This window comes from Pararhizobium qamdonense (assembly GCF_029277445.1).
Lineage (GTDB): Bacteria > Pseudomonadota > Alphaproteobacteria > Rhizobiales > Rhizobiaceae > Pararhizobium > Pararhizobium qamdonense.
In genome coordinates this window covers 3,388,063-3,406,484 of sequence record NZ_CP119566.1, presented here as the reverse complement: position 1 = coordinate 3,406,484, position 18,422 = coordinate 3,388,063, and the positions used below count along the sequence as shown (strand labels likewise).

Annotated in this window: 13 protein-coding genes; 6 read left to right on the top strand and 7 right to left on the bottom strand. The window is 61.4% G+C overall.

The features are described 5' to 3' along the window. The first annotated feature begins 97 nt into the window (after window positions 1–97). The 4 genes from PYR65_RS16620 (at window position 98) to PYR65_RS16605 (ending at window position 6,919) form a co-directional block, all read left to right on the top strand. Complete coding sequence (locus PYR65_RS16620; protein WP_060640010.1) at window positions 98–1,657, top strand: Do family serine endopeptidase; 1,560 nt, start codon at window positions 98–100, stop codon at window positions 1,655–1,657. Window positions 1,658–1,811: 154 nt separating this feature from the next. Next, window positions 1,812–2,513, top strand: a complete 702-nt coding sequence (locus PYR65_RS16615) for a response regulator transcription factor (protein ID WP_060640009.1) — start codon at window positions 1,812–1,814, stop codon at window positions 2,511–2,513. Beyond that, window positions 2,510–3,919, top strand: coding sequence for a sensor histidine kinase (locus PYR65_RS16610; protein WP_276118764.1), 1,410 nt, complete (start codon window positions 2,510–2,512; stop codon window positions 3,917–3,919). Before PYR65_RS16615 ends, PYR65_RS16610 begins: the two co-directional genes overlap by 4 nt. A 45-nt stretch (window positions 3,920–3,964) precedes the next feature. Further along, a complete protein-coding gene (locus PYR65_RS16605) occupies window positions 3,965–6,919 on the top strand; it encodes a bifunctional [glutamine synthetase] adenylyltransferase/[glutamine synthetase]-adenylyl-L-tyrosine phosphorylase (protein ID WP_276118763.1) in 2,955 nt (984 codons plus the stop codon). 37 nt (window positions 6,920–6,956) lie between these two features. Here PYR65_RS16605 and PYR65_RS16600 read toward each other — a convergent pair whose 3' ends face one another. Next, entirely contained in the window at window positions 6,957–9,296 is a 2,340-nt protein-coding gene (locus PYR65_RS16600; RefSeq protein ID WP_276118762.1) for a PAS domain-containing sensor histidine kinase, read from the bottom strand. A gap of 207 nt (window positions 9,297–9,503) precedes the next feature. After that, window positions 9,504–12,152 carry an aminopeptidase N gene (pepN, locus tag PYR65_RS16595; RefSeq protein ID WP_276118761.1) on the bottom strand — a complete coding sequence of 883 codons (2,649 nt, stop codon included), beginning with the start codon at window positions 12,150–12,152 and terminating at the stop codon, window positions 9,504–9,506. 516 nt (window positions 12,153–12,668) lie between these two features. On the opposite strand from pepN, the gene PYR65_RS16590 reads away from it, so the two are divergent. Next, window positions 12,669–13,607: a DMT family transporter gene (locus PYR65_RS16590; RefSeq protein WP_276118760.1), complete on the top strand. Its 939-nt coding sequence runs from the start codon at window positions 12,669–12,671 to the stop codon at window positions 13,605–13,607. Between the two features lie 11 nt (window positions 13,608–13,618). Here PYR65_RS16590 and PYR65_RS16585 read toward each other — a convergent pair whose 3' ends face one another. Further along, window positions 13,619–14,899, bottom strand: a complete 1,281-nt coding sequence (locus PYR65_RS16585; RefSeq protein ID WP_276118759.1) for an MFS transporter — start codon at window positions 14,897–14,899, stop codon at window positions 13,619–13,621. Here PYR65_RS16585 and PYR65_RS16580 point away from each other — a divergent pair. Beyond that, entirely contained in the window at window positions 14,898–15,164 is a 267-nt protein-coding gene (locus tag PYR65_RS16580; RefSeq protein WP_276118758.1) for a hypothetical protein, read from the top strand. The two genes, PYR65_RS16585 and PYR65_RS16580, sit on opposite strands and share 2 nt — an antisense overlap. Here PYR65_RS16580 and PYR65_RS16575 read toward each other — a convergent pair. The 4 genes from PYR65_RS16575 to PYR65_RS16560 form a co-directional block, all read right to left on the bottom strand. Beyond that, window positions 15,142–15,288 carry a hypothetical protein gene (locus PYR65_RS16575; RefSeq protein WP_276118757.1) on the bottom strand — a complete coding sequence of 49 codons (147 nt, stop codon included), beginning with the start codon at window positions 15,286–15,288 and terminating at the stop codon, window positions 15,142–15,144. The genes PYR65_RS16580 and PYR65_RS16575 overlap by 23 nt on opposite strands. 65 nt (window positions 15,289–15,353) lie before the next feature. Continuing rightward, on the bottom strand, window positions 15,354–15,530 hold the full coding sequence (locus PYR65_RS16570) for a hypothetical protein (protein WP_156383280.1): 177 nt from the start codon (window positions 15,528–15,530) through the stop codon (window positions 15,354–15,356). Between the two features lie 151 nt (window positions 15,531–15,681). After that, complete coding sequence (locus PYR65_RS16565) at window positions 15,682–16,569, bottom strand: uracil-DNA glycosylase (RefSeq protein WP_276118756.1); 888 nt, start codon at window positions 16,567–16,569, stop codon at window positions 15,682–15,684. Between the two features lie 225 nt (window positions 16,570–16,794). Next, window positions 16,795–18,093, bottom strand: coding sequence for an Hsp70 family protein (locus PYR65_RS16560; RefSeq protein ID WP_276118755.1), 1,299 nt, complete (start codon window positions 18,091–18,093; stop codon window positions 16,795–16,797). Window positions 18,094–18,422: the final 329 nt, after the last annotated feature.

Genomic DNA, 18,422 nt, shown 5'->3' with positions numbered 1-18,422 from the left:
CTACGGACACAAGTCAGTAAGGTGCGCTCGACTATTCCTTGTTCATCGGCTGTTCCTCCAGTCAGCCAAATGTCAAAGAAGAGAAAAGGCACTCCGGATGTTTCAAACAAACGCACTGCGTCCCTCCCTCAAAACTGTCTTGAAGACCTCGACCGTTGCTGGTCTGGCGGCCGTCATGCTGTCGAGCGGCATCCCCGCTGCCATCACCCCGTCCTTTGCCGCCGCCGTCAAGATCGAGGCGCCGCAGGTTCCCAGTTTTGCCAATGTGGTCGATGCGGTGTCTCCGGCGGTGGTGTCCGTGCGCGTCCAGTCGCGCGCCAATCCTGTTTCCGATGACGCCGGCAACGGCTTCAGCTTCGATTTTGGCGGCCGCGGGCTGGATGAACTCCCTGACGATCATCCGCTGAAGCGCTTCTTCAAGGAATTCGGTGGTCCGAACGGCGACAAGCGCGCCGAACGCGACCGTGGACCGCGCGACGGCAAGCCGGGCCGCCTGCGCCCGACATCGCAGGGTTCGGGCTTCTTCATCTCCGAAGACGGCTATCTCGTCACCAACAATCACGTCGTCTCCGACGGCTCCGCCTTTACCGTCATTCTCAACGATGGCACGGAGCTGGATGCCAAGCTGATCGGTAAGGACAGCCGCACCGATCTCGCGGTTTTGAAGGTCGATGCCAAACGCACGTTCGCCTATGTCAGCTTTGCCGATGACAGCAAGGTCCGGGTTGGCGACTGGGTCGTGGCCGTCGGAAATCCCTTCGGTCTGGGCGGTACCGTGACCGCCGGCATTATCTCGGCGCGTGGACGCGATATCGGTTCCGGCCCCTATGACGACTATCTGCAGGTCGATGCGGCGGTGAACCGGGGCAATTCCGGTGGTCCGACCTTCAACCTCAACGGCGAAGTCGTCGGTATCAACACCGCCATCTTCTCGCCGTCGGGCGGCAATGTCGGCATCGCGTTTGCCATTCCGGCCTCTGTTGCCAAGGACGTCGTCACCGATCTGATGAAGGATGGCGAAGTCTCGCGTGGCTGGCTCGGCGTGCAGATCCAGCCGGTCGACAAGGATGTTGCGGAATCGCTCGGTCTTGCCGAGGCAAGCGGTGCGCTTGTCATCGAGCCGCAGCCGGGGTCTCCCGGTGAAAAGGCCGGTATCAAGAAGGGCGACGTCATCACTGCCGTGAATGGCGAGGTGATCAAGGGACCGCGCGAGCTAGCCCGCAAGATCGCCCTGATGCGTCCGGGCACCAGCGTCGATGTGGCCCTTTGGCGCGACGGCAAGGCCGAGAGCGTCAAGCTCGAAGTCGGAACCTTGCCTGCCGATACCAAGGACGCTGCGGCTGGTGCCGATCAACAGCAGGAAGAACCGCAGCCTTCGAGCGAAAAGGCTCTGGCGGACCTCGGTGTCACCGTGGCGCCGTCCGAGGACGGCAAGGGTGTGACGATCTCTTCGGTCGATCCGGACTCCGATGCCAGCGATCGCGGCCTGAAGGAAGGCCAAAAGATCGTTTCGGTCAACAACCAGGAGGTCAAGTCGGCTGACGACATCCTCAAGGTGATCGAGGCCGCCAAGAAAGACGGGCGCACCAAAGCGCTGTTCCAGATCGAGGCCGACAATGCGAGCCGCTTCGTGGCGCTGCCTATCAGCCAGGGCTGACAAGGGCTGACGCAGCTCCAGCTGCCGGGCGCCGCGGACCTTCCCCAGGTTTCGCGGCGTCTGGCGTTTCAGGGCATGGCTTATCTGCGCAACCGGGCAGGCAGGTGTGATTTCCCAAGGGCAAACCGGTTGTGGAAGAGACAGGTCAGGGACTATGGTCACGCGTATGAAGATTCTGATTATTGAAGATGACCTCGAAGCCGCCGCCTATCTGGCCAAGGCTTTTCGCGAGGCGGGTATCGTCTCCGACCATGCGAGCGACGGCGAGAGCGGCTTGTTCATGGCGAGCGAGAACAGCTATGACGTGCTGGTGATCGACCGGATGCTGCCGCGCCGCGATGGGCTGTCGGTAATCTCGGAGCTGCGCCGCAAGGGTATCCACACCCCGGTGCTTATCCTCTCCGCGCTCGGCCAGGTCGATGACCGGGTCACGGGATTGCGCGCCGGTGGCGACGATTATCTGCCAAAGCCCTATGCCTTCAACGAGCTTCTGGCCCGTGTCGAGGTGCTTGGCCGCCGCAAGGGCGCGCCAGAGCAGGACATGGTCTACCGCGTCGGCGACCTGGAGCTCGACCGGCTGTCGCATACGGTGCGCCGCCAAGGCCGCGAGCTTTTGCTGCAGCCGCGCGAATTCCGGCTGCTGGAATATCTGATGAAGAATGCCGGGCAGGTGGTGACACGCACCATGCTTTTGGAAAACGTCTGGGATTATCATTTCGATCCGCAGACCAATGTCATCGATGTGCATGTGTCGCGGCTGCGCGCCAAGATCGAAAAGGATTTCGACCAACCTCTGCTGCGCACCGTGCGTGGCGCCGGTTACATGATCAAGGAAGACGGACGCACCGACGCATGAGCAGGTTGAGTGTCCTCTTCCGCACCACGGCCGTTCGCCTGTCGGCGCTTTACCTCCTGCTGTTTTCGCTCTGTGCTGCCTTTCTGGTGTTCTATGTCACGGCCATGTCGCAGCGGCTGCTGGAACAGCAGACGAAGGATTCTGTGGCGGCGGAAGTTTCGCAGATCGAGCAGATCTACGGCCGTGGCGGCGTCAACGGATTGCTGCGAACGCTGGAGCGGCGGGCACGTCAGCCCGGCGCCAATCTCTACGTCATCGCGGGACCAACCGGGGAAATCCTGGCCGGCAATGTCGCCTCGCTGCAGCCCGGACTTCTGGACAAGGAGGGCTGGACGGGCGAGGCCTTCCGCTATCAGCGCTATACCGACGAAACCCGCAAGGAAAGCCATGTGGCGCTTGCGCATGTGCTGGTGCTCGACAACGGCCTGCGCATTCTGGTCGGCCGCGACCTGCAGGAACCGGAGAAGTTCCGGGTTCTGGTGCGCCAGGCTTTGGTGGTGGCGCTTGGCATTATGGGCATTGGTGCCCTGATCATCTGGTTTGCCATCGGCCGCAATGCGCTGAAACGGATCGACCGCATGTCGGATGCGAGCACGCGGATCATGGCGGGCGACCTTTCCCAGCGCTTGCCGATGAGCGGCTCTGGCGATGAATTCGACCGGTTGTCGGAATCGCTGAATGCGATGCTCGGGCGGATCGAGAAGCTGAACGAGGGCCTGCGGCAGGTTTCCGACAATATCGCCCATGATTTGAAAACGCCGCTGACGCGTCTGCGCAACAAGGCCGAAGCGGCCCTTGCCCATAAGGCGACCAATTCCGGTTATCGCGCCTCGCTGGAAGAGATCATCGGCGAATCCGACCAGTTGATCCGCACCTTCAATGCGCTCCTGATGATCTCGCGCGTCGAAGCCGGTGCTGCGGCCGCAGAGATGAGCGATGTCAATCTGTCGCAAAGCGTGGCCGATTGCGTGGAACTCTATGAGCCGGTGGCGGATGAGCAGGCGTTGAAGCTGGAAGCCGATGTGCCTGCCGACATTCACATTTCCGGCAATCGGGAACTGATCGGGCAGGCGCTTGGCAACCTGATCGACAATGCCATCAAATATTCCGACGGCGGCGAAAATCCGCTGATCAAGGTCAGCCTCTCAAAACGCGATGGCGCGATCGTCCTGTCTGTCGCGGATCATGGCCCAGGCGTGCCCGCCGGGAAGCGCGAGACCGTGGTGGAGCGTTTCGTGCGGCTGGATGAAAGCCGCAGCAAGCCGGGAACGGGGCTCGGTCTCTCGCTTGTCGAAGCGGTGATGGAAATGCATCATGGCTCGCTCGAACTCAGCGATACCGTTCCGGACGCTGAAAACAATCGTGGTTTGACCGCCAGCATGGTTTTCCCGTTGCGCTCGGCCTGATAGGCATAAGGCAGCCGAAATCGGGAGCGGCTGGGAGAGACCACGATGCAAACGGATACGCGGCGGTTATCGGATATCGCCACATGCGCGCTGCGGCCGATGAGCCAGACGGACGCCAAGTCCGTGCTCTCCAGCCTCAAGGATATCGCCAAGAGCCATCCCGACATTGCCGCTCTTCTGGCCAGCGACACGCCGCTCAAGGACTTTGTCGTTGCGGCGTTATCGCTCTCGCCTTATCTGCGCGACACGGCTGTTTCCCATCCGCAGGTCCTGGTCCAGGCTCTTGGCCGTCCTCTGATCCCCCATCTGCAAGCCTGCATTCATCAGGCCCGCGACGCCTGGAAGGGTGCCGATACCGGCAAGGCGCTCACCGATGCCGAGATCATGACGCGGTTGCGGCAGGCCAAGCGCGATATCGCTTTTGCAATCGCGCTTGCCGATCTGGCGCGTGTTTTCGATGCACGCGAGACGACGCGGTGGTTGAGCGAATTTGCCGGGGCTGCCGTGTCTGCCGCCATCGACCATCTGCTGTTGAGCGCGCATGATGCCGGTAAGCTCCATGTCGCCGATGCCGCGCATCCGAGCGACCAGTCGGGCGTCGTCGTGCTCGGCATGGGCAAGCTCGGTGCGTTCGAGCTGAATTATTCCTCGGATATCGATCTGGTGGTGTTTTACGAGCCGCAGGCGCGCCTGATCACCAGCCCTGACGACGCGCCGGAAACCTTTGCGCGGCTGCTGCGCCGGCTGATCCGCATCCTGCAGGAGCGCAGCGGTGACGGCTATGTCTTTCGCACGGACCTGCGCTTGCGCCCCGATCCCGGTGCCACGCCGCTCGCCATCCCGGTTGAGGCGGCCATGCTGTATTATGAAAGCCGCGGCCAGAACTGGGAGAGGGCGGCGTTCATCAAGGCGCGTCCGGTGGCGGGGGACATCGAGGCGGGCGAGGCGTTCCTGCGGGAACTCACCCCGTTCATGTTCCGCAAATATCTCGACTATGCCGCGATTGCCGACATTCATTCGATCAAGCGCCAGATCCATGCTCATAAGGGGCACGGCGAGATCGCGGTCAAAGGCCATAATATCAAGCTGGGCCGGGGTGGCATCCGGGAAATCGAATTCTTTGTCCAGACCCAGCAGCTGATTGCCGGCGGGCGGATGCAGGAACTGCGGCTGCGCGCTACCGAGCCGATGCTGCAGGGCCTGGCGCGGGCGAACTGGATCGATACCACAACCGCCGAGGAACTGATTGCCGCCTACTGGTACCTGCGCGATGTCGAGCACAGGGTCCAGATGGTGCGCGACGAGCAGACGCATGTTCTGCCCACGACAGACGCGGAATTGAAACGTATCGCCTATATGATGGGCTGTGCGGATGTTGCTGCGTTTTCAACCGAATTGTCGCGCGTGCTGAAGACTGTTGAGCGGCGTTACGCGCAGCTGTTCGAGCAGGAGGCAAAGCTTTCGACCGAAACCGGAAACTTGGTCTTTACGGGGCAGAGGGACGATCCCGATACGCTGGAAACCTTGAAGAAGCTCGGGTTCGAGCGGCCGCAGGATGTGTCCCGCACCATCCGGACCTGGCACTACGGCCGCTACCGGGCGACACAATCGGTGGAAGCGCGCGAGCGGCTGACGGAGCTGACGCCGGAACTCCTGCGCGTCTTCGGGCAAAACAAGCGCGCCGACGAAGCCCTGTTGCGCTTCGACCACTTCATTGCGGGCCTGCCCGCCGGCATCCAGCTGTTTTCCCTGCTCGGCAACAATCCCGGACTGTTGTCTCTCATCGTCAACATCATGTCGTCCGCGCCACGGCTGGCCGATATCATTGCCAGCAAGCCGCATGTGTTCGACGGCATGCTCGATCCAAGGCTCCTTGCCGAATTGCCGACGCGGGACTATCTGGCCGAACGGATCAAAGGGTTTCTCGCGACCGCCCGGCACTATGAGGAGATCCTCGACCGGTTGCGGATCATCGCATCCGAGCAGCGCTTCCTGATCGGGATCAGGCTGCTCACCGGAGTGATCACCGGCGCGCAGGCGGGGCATGCGTTTACCGATCTGGCCGACCTGATCATCACCGCCGCCCTCGATGCTGTCCTGCACGAGGTTGAGACCGCGCATGGCAAGTTTCCGGGCGGCCGGGTGGCAGTTATCGGCATGGGAAAGCTTGGCAGTCACGAACTGACAGCCGGCTCGGATGTCGATATCATCCTGCTCTACGATTACGATGACGAGAAGGGCGATTCAGACGGCGCCAAGCCGCTCGATTCCATCCGCTATTTCACCCGCGTCACCCAAAGGCTGATCGCAGCACTGTCTGCGCCCACAGCCGAAGGCGTGCTGTACGAGGTCGATATGCGGCTGCGCCCCTCCGGCAACAAGGGACCTGTCGCCACCCGGATCAACGCGTTTGCCAAGTATCAGCGCGAGGAAGCCTGGACCTGGGAGCATATGGCGCTGACGCGCGCACGCGCGCTGTGCGGCGAGGAAAGCCTGATCGCGGAGGTCGGCACGATTTTCAGTGAAGTGCTGGGCGAGCGCCGCGAGGTTGCAAAGGTCACCGCCGATGTCGCGGAGATGCGCGGGCTGATCGACAAGGAAAAGCCGCCAAACGACGTCTGGGATTTCAAGTTGATCCCCGGCGGGCTGGTCGATATCGAATTCATTGCGCAATATCTGGCCCTGATCGCCCCGGCGCGTGGGTTTGCCGCTCCACGCAGCGGCACATCCACGGCGGATGTCCTTTCGCTGCTTGGCCCTGATTTGATGGCTCCGGCTGATCTCGATGCCGTGCAGGAGGCGCTGGCGCTGTTCACCGATCTCTCGCAGATCGTGCGATTGTGCATCGAAGGGGATCTGGAGCTGAAGGACGCCCCGGCCGGGCTGGTCGAGCTTTTATGCCGGGCGGGGGATGCACCCGACATCAAGGTGCTGGAGGCCGATATCCGGCTGAAGTCCAAGGCCGTGCGCCGGATCTTTCAGGCGACCGTCAAGCCGTGATGTAAACGCGTGGCCGGGGCCGGATGGCCCTGGTCTGTTAGAGCGCGCGTGGCGACGTATCGGGTATGCGCAGCGAAATGATCGTGCCGACATTTTCCTGGGAATGGATCTTCATCGCGCCGCCATGCAGGTTGGTCAGCGACCTCGATATGGCAAGACCAAGGCCCGAGCCGCCCTTGCTCTTGGCATACTGGCTTTGGACCTGTTCAAACGGCTGGCCGATCTTTTCCAGGGCAAGACGCGGGATGCCGATGCCGGTATCGGCGATGGTCAGCGTCACCGCGCCGGCGACCTTGCGGGCCCGCAGCGATATCTTGCCGCCCTCATTGGTAAACTTGACCGCGTTCGACAACAGGTTCAACAGCACCTGCTTCATGGCGCGGCGGTCGGCTGTGATCGTCAGGCCGGAGGAAATCTGCTGATCGACGCAGATGTTCTTCTGCTGTGCCGGGATGGTGGTAAAGCGCAGGGTTTCTTCGATCAGGGGAGCAAGATCGATGGTTTCCCGGTTGATCTTCATCTGCCCGGCCTCGATCTTCGACATGTCGAGGATATCGTTGATGACATTGAGCAGATGTTTGCCGCTGTCGTGGATATCGTGGGAATATTCGTCGTATTTTTCCGAGCCGAGCGGCCCGAACATCTGGTTCTGCAGGATTTCCGAGAAGCCGAGAATGGCATTCAGCGGTGTGCGCAATTCGTGCGACATATTGGCGAGGAATTCGGACTTTGCCCGGTTGGCCGCTTCCGCACGTTCCTTTTCAGCCTGGTAGTTGGCATTGGCGACGGAGAGTTCGGCTTTCTGGCGTTCCAGCGTGATGCGGGACGTCGAGAGGTCACCGATGGTCGCCATCAGGCGCCGTTCGGATTCGCGCAAGCGCACCTGGTGCCGTTTCAAAAGCGTGATGTCCGTGCCGACCGACACGAGACCGCCATCGCGGGTTCGCCGGTCGTTGATTTGCAGCCAGCGCTGGTCGGAAAGCTGAACCTCAGATGTCTGCGATTGATTGGATCGGTCGGGGTCGGCAATGCGCCGTTCGATGATCGGACGGGCGGCGGCCGAATTGACCACGGAGCGTTCCGTGCCGGCAACCAGCACCCGGTCGGGCAGCTTGTAGGCCTGCTGATAGTGGGTGTTGCACATGACCAGCCGGTCGTTCTTGTCCCAGAGCACGAAGGCCTCGGACGTGCATTCGATGGCGTCGGCCAGCCGCTGGTCGGCCTCCGCATAGCGCTGCGCCAGGCGGTGCTGCTCGGTGACATCCATGGCGATGCCGATCAGGTGCACGCGGCCGGATGCGGTGCGGATGACCTGCGCACGCGCGCGCATCCAGACATAATGGCCGTCGGCATGACGCATGCGGAAGATCTGGTCGATCTGGCGGGCGTCGCCCTTGGCGATGGTGCGGGCGACCTTGTAAATGCTGCCGTCATCCGGGTGCATCAGCCGTGCAGCGTCGCCAAAGGATAGAACGTTGCTCTGCGGCGGCATGCCGAGCATCTCGTACATCGACCGCGACCAGAAAAGCCGGCGGTTCGGCATGTCGAAATCCCAAAGGCCGCAGCGCCCGCGCGACAGCGCCGTCTCGACGCGCAGATTGGATTCGGCAAAGATCTGGTCGGCGTCACGGGCGCGTTTGGCCTGGATGTAATAGGCATAGAGAACGATCAGCAGGATCGCGGAGATCCCGGCAAACAGAGTGACGTTGAGAGAAACCTCGTCACGCCACATTTTCTGGATGCCTGCGAGCGGCGTCGCCACGAGCAAGGTACCCGCACCACCCGGAACCTGCATCAGCGCGACGATATGTTCCGTGCCGCCGATGAAGGTCTTGAGCACAGCCGAGTGTTCACCGAAATACTGAAAGGCAGCGACTTCCGGCGCCACGGCGTTGAGCGTGCGGCCGGTATAGACAGCGCCATCAGGCGAACTGGCGAAAATCCGCCCATCGTTGCGCACCGTCAGCACAAAGGCGCCGGATTCGAGCATGTCGGACGGAAGAAATGTGTTCAGCCGCTGCTCTACATCCCATTTCTGAGCCTTGTCGAACAGAGCGACCCCGTTTTCCTGCAGGGCAGCGCTGGCGGTGGCGGCAGCGAGCACGGTGACCTGCCGCGCGCTTGTCTCCATGCGCGCATATTCGACCATGATGCCGCTGATGCGGGAAATGGCAACGACGAGAAGAAATGCGGTGATCAGGATCGGGATCGAGCGCTTCAGCAAGGGTTCGGCACCGGCAAGACGGCGCACTGCCGGCTCGGTAAAAATCCGTGCGTGCTGGATAACGTCCCGTTCCAGCCTCGAAAAGCCTGGAAATCTGGGACGCAACCGCTCACCGGCTGCGCGTCCCCGCTGCGCTTCCGCCATCTTCGTCAAATCTGTAAACCCTCATGTGATTCGGTGCGCCGCTCGCCCGAACCTGACCCAATGAATCAATTGTGATTCGCCTTGTCCAGAGGGAAAAGTAAAACTTCGTTAACCATTTATCGTCATGGGAAAATTGTACTATTGGCGTTGCCGCCTTACGCGGAAACGAAAAACTCCGCGGGTCGCGGGGTTTCAAAGCAATACCGGGTGTCTTTTCTATCCCTTGAGCATACGCTCGACGATGTCGCTGACATCGGCGGAGAGTTTTGGTGCGCCCGAGATTTCGCGCAAGGCGTTGCGGGCCTTTTCGGCACGGCCGCTTTCGAGCGAGCGCCAGGACCGCATCGAGGTGAGGATACGCGCAGCCAGTTGCGGATTGCGCGGATCGATGCCGAGAATCTGGCGGGCGAGGAACCGGTAGCCTTCGCCATCGGCGCGGTTGAAGCCGGTCGGGTTGGAAAAGGCGAACGTGCCGACAAGGGCGCGTACCCGGTTCGGGTTGGACCCGTTGAAAAGCGGATCCGCCATCAGGGCTTGAACGCGGGCAAGGGCCGCAGCGCCCGGAATGGTCGCCTGGATGGTGAACCACTTGTCGATCACCAGCGCATTGCCGGCAAAGCGCGTCTTGAAGGACGCAAGCGCATCCGCCGTTTCGGCTGCGTCCGGAAAGCGGTGTGCCAGAATTGTCAGCGCCTGGCTCAGATCCGTCATGTTGTTGGCGGACTTGAACGCATCGACGGCACGGGCCGGGTCGTTTTCCGCATAGACGAGATAGGAGAGGGCGGTGTTGCGCAGCGCCCGGCGTCCGGCGCTGGCGGCATCCGGGCTGAACGCCCCGGTAACCACCATCTCGTCTGCCAGCTTTTCGAAAATGGCCTGCCCCGCCTTGGCGATCGCCACCATGATCTGCTGGCGCCCCGCATGGATAGCGTCAGGGTCGTTATTGCCGCCGATTTCGCGGGCAATGTCGGCTTCGCTTGGCAAGGCCAGGGCCTGTGCCCTGAAGGCGGGTTCGAGATCACCGTCAGCGGCTGCCGCAAGCAGGGCGTCGATCAGCGACGCATCGCATTGCACGGCCTCGCCTGCCTTGGCGCTGGCCGCGGCAGCGACCAGATTGGGCAAGGCAAGGTCGTTCAGGGCCTGCCAGCGGGCAAAGAGGTCGCTCTCGTACCTGGCAATATGGGCGCGATCGGCGTCCGTCTGCTCGAAATGCAGGTTGATCGGTGCCGAAAAGCCACGGTTCAACGAAAGAACCGGGCGCGAGACGATGCCGCTGAGAACGACGGTCTGCGTGCGGCCGACCAGATGCAGCACGTCGCCGGTCATTTCGGCACCGCTCACGGCGGCGACCTTCGCCTCTGATCCATCCTCCAGCAGAAGCCCGATGCGCAGCGGAATATACATCGGCTCCTTGGCATTCTGGCCCGGTGTCGGCGGCACCATCTGCTCGAGCGAGAGCGTCAATGTCTGCCTTGCGGCGTCATAGGCCGTCGAAACGCTGACCAGCGGCGTACCGGCCTGGTGGTACCAGAGCGAAAACTGGGTGAGGTCGCGCTTGCTCACCTCGGCAAAACAGGCAACGAAATCCTCGATCGTCACGGCCTGCCCGTCATGGCGGTCGAAATAGAGATCCATGCCCTGCTTGAAGAGATCGGCGCCCAGCAGCGTGGCGATCATCCGGGTGACTTCGGAGCCCTTTTCGTAGACGGTCGTGGTGTAGAAATTGTTGATCTCGCGGAATTTCGTCGGGCGGACCGGGTGCGCTAGCGGACCTGCATCCTCCGGAAATTGTTCGGCTTTCAGATGCCGGACTTCGGCGATGCGCTTGACGGTGCGCGAGCGCTGATCGGCCGAGAATTCGTGATCACGGTAAACCGTCAGGCCTTCCTTCAGGCACAGCTGGAACCAGTCGCGGCAGGTGATGCGGTTTCCGGTCCAGTTGTGGAAATATTCATGCGCGATAATCGCCTCGATATTGGCATAATCGGCATCGGTCGCGGTTTCCGGATCGGCCAGAACGTACTTGTCGTTGAAGACGTTCAGTCCTTTGTTCTCCATGGCCCCCATGTTGAAATCGGAGACGGCGACGATCATGAAGATATCCAGATCGTATTCGCGGCCGAACCGCTCCTCGTCCCAGGTCATCGAGCGCTTCAGCGCATCCATGGCATAGGCGGCGCGCGGCTCCTTGCCGTGCTCGACATAGATTTTCAGCGCAACGTCGCGGCCGGATACGGTGGTGAACGTGTCTTCGACGACGCCGAGATCGCCGGCCACGAGTGCAAACAGGTAGCTGGGCTTGGGATGAGGATCGTACCAGGCGGCAAAATGCCGTCCGTCGCCCATGCCGGCGCCGCCAAGATAATTGCCGTTGGAAAGAAGCAGCGGTGCGGTTGCCTTGTCGGCAATGATGTTGACGGTATAGACGGCAAGCACGTCCGGACGATCCGGAAAATAGGTAATACGGCGGAAGCCTTCGGCCTCGCACTGCGTGCAGTAGACATTGCTGGTCCGGTAAAGGCCCATCAACGTCGTGTTAGTCTCCGGATTGATCTCGGTGGTGATCGTCACCTCGAAGGGGGCTGATTCCGGCAGGTTGCGGATCGTCAGCGTGTGTTCCGCCGCATCGTAATGTCCGGCCGGAATCTCTTCCTGGTCAAGCAGAAGGCCGGTCATCTTCAGTTCATCGCCGTCCAGAACCAGCGACGCATCCGCGCTCACGCCCTCGCGGCGATGGAAGATCAGGCGGGCTTCGACCTTGGTTTCGGTCGGGTCGAGTTCAAAGGTGAGATCCACCCTTTCGAGGACGAAATCCGTCGGCCGGTAGTCTTCCAGATGAATGATCTCGCCCGTATCTGTCCGCATTGTTTGTCCCGCTTGCTTCGCCCGCAGCGTCCAGACGCTGGCGGTGAGGCTTTGTCTCTATGAAGAGGCTGCGCTTGAGATGCGAAGCTTCCGGTGTGATCGCAAGGCGGTCGCTGACATCTGCCGTTTAAGGCGGGCCTGCTGATCCATCCCATATTTTTGCTTGTTCAGACACTTACGAAGTTTGCCCTAACAATATTTAAACCAAGCGTGTATTTTTGGCACAGTTTCGGATTTTTACAGCGTGCTATCAGTCTATTTGAAGCGGCAACCCTCTTTCGGCGAGAGGATTGCTTGGTCAATGCTCTTTTTGATCACCTCAGCCGAGATTAAGGCATCGCGCCGGGTGCATCAAATATTTCCGCCACCCATCACGAAAATTGATCTCTCTTTCGGACAACGCGCGCTAAGGTGAGACGGTCACGGCGACGGATTCTCCGGCCGCCGACTTTCCCGCAGCCTGTCGTTACCGATGATGTCCGGCCCGCTGCCCTCAGTCTTATGAGTGCGACCCGCATGGATTCCGACTTCCCCCACCCGATGAAGGGCATCACCCTCAAGGTCATGTCCGTGCTGGTCTTCGTCTGCATGTCGACGCTGATCAAGGCGGCGGGAACGGAGATCGCCACCGGCCAGATCACCTTCTACCGCTCGGCCTTCGCCGTGGTGCCGATCCTCGGCTACCTCGCCTTCAAGGGGCATCTGCGCACGGCCTTCCACACAAGGGATATTACCGGCCATCTGGCGCGCGGGTTCATCGGCATTCTGGCGATGAGTTTCGGGTTTTACGGCCTGGTGCATCTGCCGCTGCCGGAGGCGATTGCGATCGGCTATGCCATGCCGTTGCTCGCCGTCGTCTTTGCGGCCGTGTTTCTGAAAGAAACAGTGCGCGTCTATCGCTGGTCGGCGGTGCTGATCGGGCTGATCGGCGTGATGATCATCACCTGGCCACGGGTGACGCTGTTGCGGGACGGCGGGTTCGGGTCGCAGGAGGCGCTCGGCGCGCTGGCCGTTCTCCTGTCGGCGGCGCTCGGCGCAATCGCCATGGTGCTGGTGCGCAAGCTGATCGCCAAGGAAAAGACGCATACGATCGTGCTCTATTTTTCGCTATCGGCCGCATGCTTTTCGCTGCTGACGCTGCCGTTCGGCTGGGAGCCGCTGCCGATGAATTCGTTCCTGCTGTTGATGGGGGCCGGATTTTGCGGCGGCGTCGCCCAGATCCTTCTCACGCAGAGCTATCGCTACGCCGACATGTCGACGATCGCGCCGTTCGAATATACATCCATCCTGCTCGGCCTGCTGATCGGCTATTTCCTGTTCGACGAGGTGCCGACGGGTATCATGCTGCTGGGGACCGCGATCGTCGTTGGCGCCGGCATCTTCATCATCTTCCGCGAGCATCAGCTGGGTCTTGAGCGCCGGGGCGCACGCAAGCATATCACCCCGCAGGGCTGAACGGCCGCGGCTTATAAAGAAGGCGGTGGGGCGGTATCGTCTTCGATGAGATCGGACGGCCGCACTGCCTGGTTCATGGCATTGACCGCCTCGGTTCCCGGTGTCGGCACGGTATTTGCCTGGAAATCCGTCTTGGAGACGAGCCCATCCTTATGGCCGCGCTGGGCGATGCGCCAGGCGGCATAGGCGGCGTAGAGCGCAAAATAGACGGCCAGAACCACAAATAGCGAGGGCGGGCCGAAACGGTCCATCACGGGGCCAACCATCAGCGGTCCGGAAATCGTGCCGATGCCATAGGTGATCATCATGCCCGAGGACACCTCGACATATTCGTTGGGCCGGGCAAGATCATTGGCATGGGCGACATTCAGCGCGTAGATCGGAAACAGCACCGAGCCAACGAAGGCCGCGATGACATAAAGCACCAGCGGGCTGGAGCCGACAAAGGCGACCATGGCCAGGCAGGAGACGATGCCGACAATGCCGCAGCCGACCATGACGATGCGCCGGTCGATCCGGTCGGATGTGCGTCCGATCGGGATCTGCGAAATGGCGCTGCCGGCGAGAAGTGCCGCAAGCAGCGTCGCCCCTTCCGCCGTGGAAAGGCCGATCTTCTGGGTAAAGACACCGCCCAGATTGAGCCAGGCACCGGACATGGCACCGGCGAGAAATGCGCCGACGACAGCAACAGGCGAGCGCCTATAAAGCCCCGGCACATCGAATTTTGCCTGGGCCGGTGGCGCGGGCATCGCGGATGACGACAGTGCCGTCGGCAATAGTGCCAGTGAAAACAGCACGCCGCACAGGATGAACAGCGACGAATTGGTCGGATCGCCGAGAGGCACGAGATATTGCCCGCCGATCGTGCCGACCATGGTGGTGATCAGATAGAGCGAAAACAGCATGCCGCGGTTTTCGTTGGTGACCCGTTCGTTCAGCCAGCTTTCGATGACCAGATAGCTGCCGGAAATCGCAAAGCCGGAAATGGCGCGAAAGAAGATCCAGGCCCGCCAATCGACCACCAGCCCGCACATCAGGATGGCGATGCTGAGCAGGGTGATGAGGGCGGCAAACACCCGCACATGGCCGACGCGCAGCACGAATTTCGGGGTGATGATGCAGGAGACGGTGAAGCCCAACGTATAGCCGGTGGCGATCAGCGAGATGGTGAGCGTCGACCAGCCCTCGGCGACCGAGCGCACCGGCAGCACATAGCTCGCCAGCCCGAACCCGACCATCATCAGCAGCGTCGAGAGCATCAGGCTGATCACGGATCTGAAGCTTGTCAGCATGATGGCTCCGGATGCGGATCTGCCGGTTGCCACTGCGCAAACCTCAGGAGAAACGCTAAAAATGTTGGAGCGGATTGCGCGCTTGAAAACCGGTGCCCGACACGCCGCTGTTGGAATCAAAGAACGAGTGTCGCTCTATCCAATTTTGCTGACGCTGTCGATTGCGACAAGGCTTGGCGCAGAAGAGGGAAATGGCCGCGCTGCGGCCGGAAAGCCAGTGATTGACTTCGGCAGCCAGTCATTTACTTCGGCAGAAAGGCGCTGATCGCATGGCGATCGGCACTGGCAGCCGGAGCTTCCTTGCTCAGACGGCTATATTCGCCGGAGGCGCGCACGGCGGTGCCGATATCGGCAAGCAGGACCCGGAGCGAGCGGATAGGTGCTGTCATGATCGGATACCTTTATTGGGGGCTCATCGTCGAAGACGGCGCGCGCAACGGCGCGGGCCTCGATATCAACGCTGAACGAATTCCGCAAAAATCTGGGCGGGGCGTGTCTTGTGGCCGTAACCTGCGGCGGTCATCTGCTCGTTGGCAGCCGAACCGAAGCTGTTGAACGGCGTGCGCAGCGCCGAGCCGGCGTGGCGGAGCGTCTCGAAGCTCGAATGCAGAGGGTGATAACGGGTCGTCATAGTTCAATTCCTTATCAGTCCCCCCGTCCTCTTATATTGCACTGCACCATCGATTCCGCAACGAACGCGTTCGCGTTGCTGGTATGCGCAATGCGCATGGCTTTTTTCATCCTTTGTTCACAAATCAGGCAGGTGCCGGGTTCAGACGCTCTTAACCACGAATGCGGGCGCGGAAAGCGAGGAGATCCTGCCAGGCCAGCCGCTTGCTGGCCGGGGCCGAAACGAGGTCCTGCGGATGCAGGGTGGCGAGCGCCGGCACGGTGGTGCTGCCAACCGTTACATCGCGCCATTCGCCGCGCATGTGATGGATCATCTCGTTGCCGCCGAAGAAGAATCGGGCGGCGAAATTGCCAAGAATCAACAGGTGGCGCGGTTCGCTCAAGGCGATCTGGCGTTCGATGAACGGACGGCAGATATCGGTTTCGCGCGGCGAGGGCGGGCGGTTTCCGGGCGGCCGCCAGGGAATGACATTGGTCAAAAGCACCGACGCCCTGTCGAGCCCGATGGCCCCCAGCATGCGGTCCAGCATCTGCCCCTGCTTGCCCGAAAAGGGAACGCCTTCGCGATCGTCGTCGCCGTTCGGCACCGGGCCGATCACCAGGATGCCGGACGCGGCATTGCCGTCGGCAAACACCATGTTGCGGGCGCTGTTGCGCAGGTTGCAGCCGGAAAAGGCCTCCATGGCACTCTTGAGTTCGTCAAGGGAGCGGGCGGAGTCGGCGGCAAAACGGGCCTCGGCAATGGCCTGCTCGTCGGGAATGGCCATTTGTGGGACAACTGCCGGTGCTGATTGCCCCTTGCCGCCGGTCCGATTGCCATTTTCACGCGAAACAGGAACGCTCGGCGCATCGTTGCGCTCCGAGCCTTGCGTCCTCTGCATGGCTTGTGGCGCGCCATTGCCGCGTGCCGCCTTGGCCTGGGTAAACTCCGCAAACCGGTCGACGGGCGCGTCTTCCAGCAGCCATTCAACCCCGGCTTCCGCATGAAAATGCAAAAGGGCGGCAAGCTCGGCCGGGCTCATGGTGTCGCAGGAGATCATGATTTGCTTGTACAGAAGCTTGAGGAGGCAGGGAAGGCCATCGCGGATGCAATATGGATTTGTGCCAATGAAAGAGCGGCGTTCTCCCTCTTCTCCCCAGCGGGGAGAAGTGTCGAGCAAAGCGAGACGATGAGGGGGCGGTACGGCTGGTTTCTGTGTGTTTGGCTCCCCCTCATCCGCCCTTCGGGCACCTTCTCCCCGCTGGGGAGAAGAGGAACACAGCACTCACGCGGCCATCGCTGTCCAGCGGTCGATGTCGTCGCGCTCGCCGATCAGCGCCAGGCCATGGGCGATGGAGAGAAGCTCGCCGCCGCTTTCGATGCGGTCGCCGGCAAAACGCTCTTCGAAGATGCGGCGGATGGCCGGTACGAAGGAGGTGCCGCCGGTAAGGAACACCTTGTCGATGCCATCCACCGGCGTGTTGGTGGTGACCAGCACCTCGTCCAGCGCTTCCTCGATACGGGCGAGATCCGGGGCGATCCAGCTTTCGAAGTCGCTGCGGCGCACCGTCTGCCGGCTCTTTTCGCCCAGCGGCTGGAAGTAGAATTCGGTCTCTTCGGCATGCGACAGACGCATCTTGGTGGCCGAAACCGCCTGGTAGAGCGGATAGCCTTCGTCGTGATCGACCAGATCCACGAACGCTTCGAGCTTTTCCGGCTCCACCGCCGAACGCACCAGCTGTTTCAGGTCGGTAAAGTCCTTCAGCGTCTTGAAGATCGACAGCTGGTTCCAGCGGCCGAAATTGGCGTAGTAGCTGGAGGGCACGTCGAGCAGCTTGTCGAAACTCTTGAACTGGCTGCCCTTGCCGATCAGCGGCGAAACCACGGTGTCGATGATGCGGAAGTCGAAATGATCGCCGGCGACGCCCACGCCGGAGTGACCGACGGGCACGGCGGTCAGCTTGCCGGCATGGCTTTCGAAGCGGATGATCGAATAGTCGGTGGTGCCGCCGCCGAAATCGGCTACCAGCACGGTCGCGTCCTTCTTCAGGTTTTGGGCAAAGTAAAAGGCCGCCGCCACCGGCTCGTAGACATAATGGACTTCGGGGAAATCGAAGGTGGAAAGTGCCCGGCCGTAACGCTCCAGTGCCAAGGCCTCATCCGGGCTGGCGCCGGCAAACCGGACGGGACGGCCGACGACGATGCGCTTGTAGTCCTGGTGCCAGCCATCGCCGGCATAATCGGCAATGCGGGTCAAAAAAGCGCGCATCAGGTCTTCAAAGCTGTTGCGCCGGGCAAAGATCAGCGTGCCCTGAAACAGCGGGCTTGCGGCAAAGGTTTTGATCGACTGCAGGAAGCGCGCCTCGCCGGGATTGTCGATGAACTGCTGGATCGCCGCCTGGCCTGCCTCGATCGACACGGCGGCAGCGCCGAGCTGCGCATGTTTCATGAAGGAGAGGGCCGTCCGCATCGAATCGGTGGTGCCGGCGCGGCTGGAAAAGCTCAGCGACTGCGTCGTCTCGCCCTTGGAGGCGGCAAGCACCGAATTGGTCGTGCCGAAATCGAAGCCGAGTGCCTTGGCCATGAAAGTCTCCGTCTGAGGTCCGCCAGCAACCGGGCAGAGTTCGCCTCGCCGGCGCACGCATAGCCTCGCAATGCCTTGCGGGCTGCCGGATGCGTTTGATGGCGGAGGGCTTGGTTATTTGGAGGGCGCCTCTTCGCATGGGTGAAAGGCCAAAGCAAGGCAGGAGGGACGGGATGACGGCAAACACCGTCATTCGAATTTTGACGTTTACGTTCACGTCATATATTGTATTCCCATCGCATGACCTCATGCGCAAATGCGCTTGGCTGCCGTCGCAGACTGGCTCGACAAGTCCGGCGGTATTTGCCATGACGGAGGTCAAGAATTGG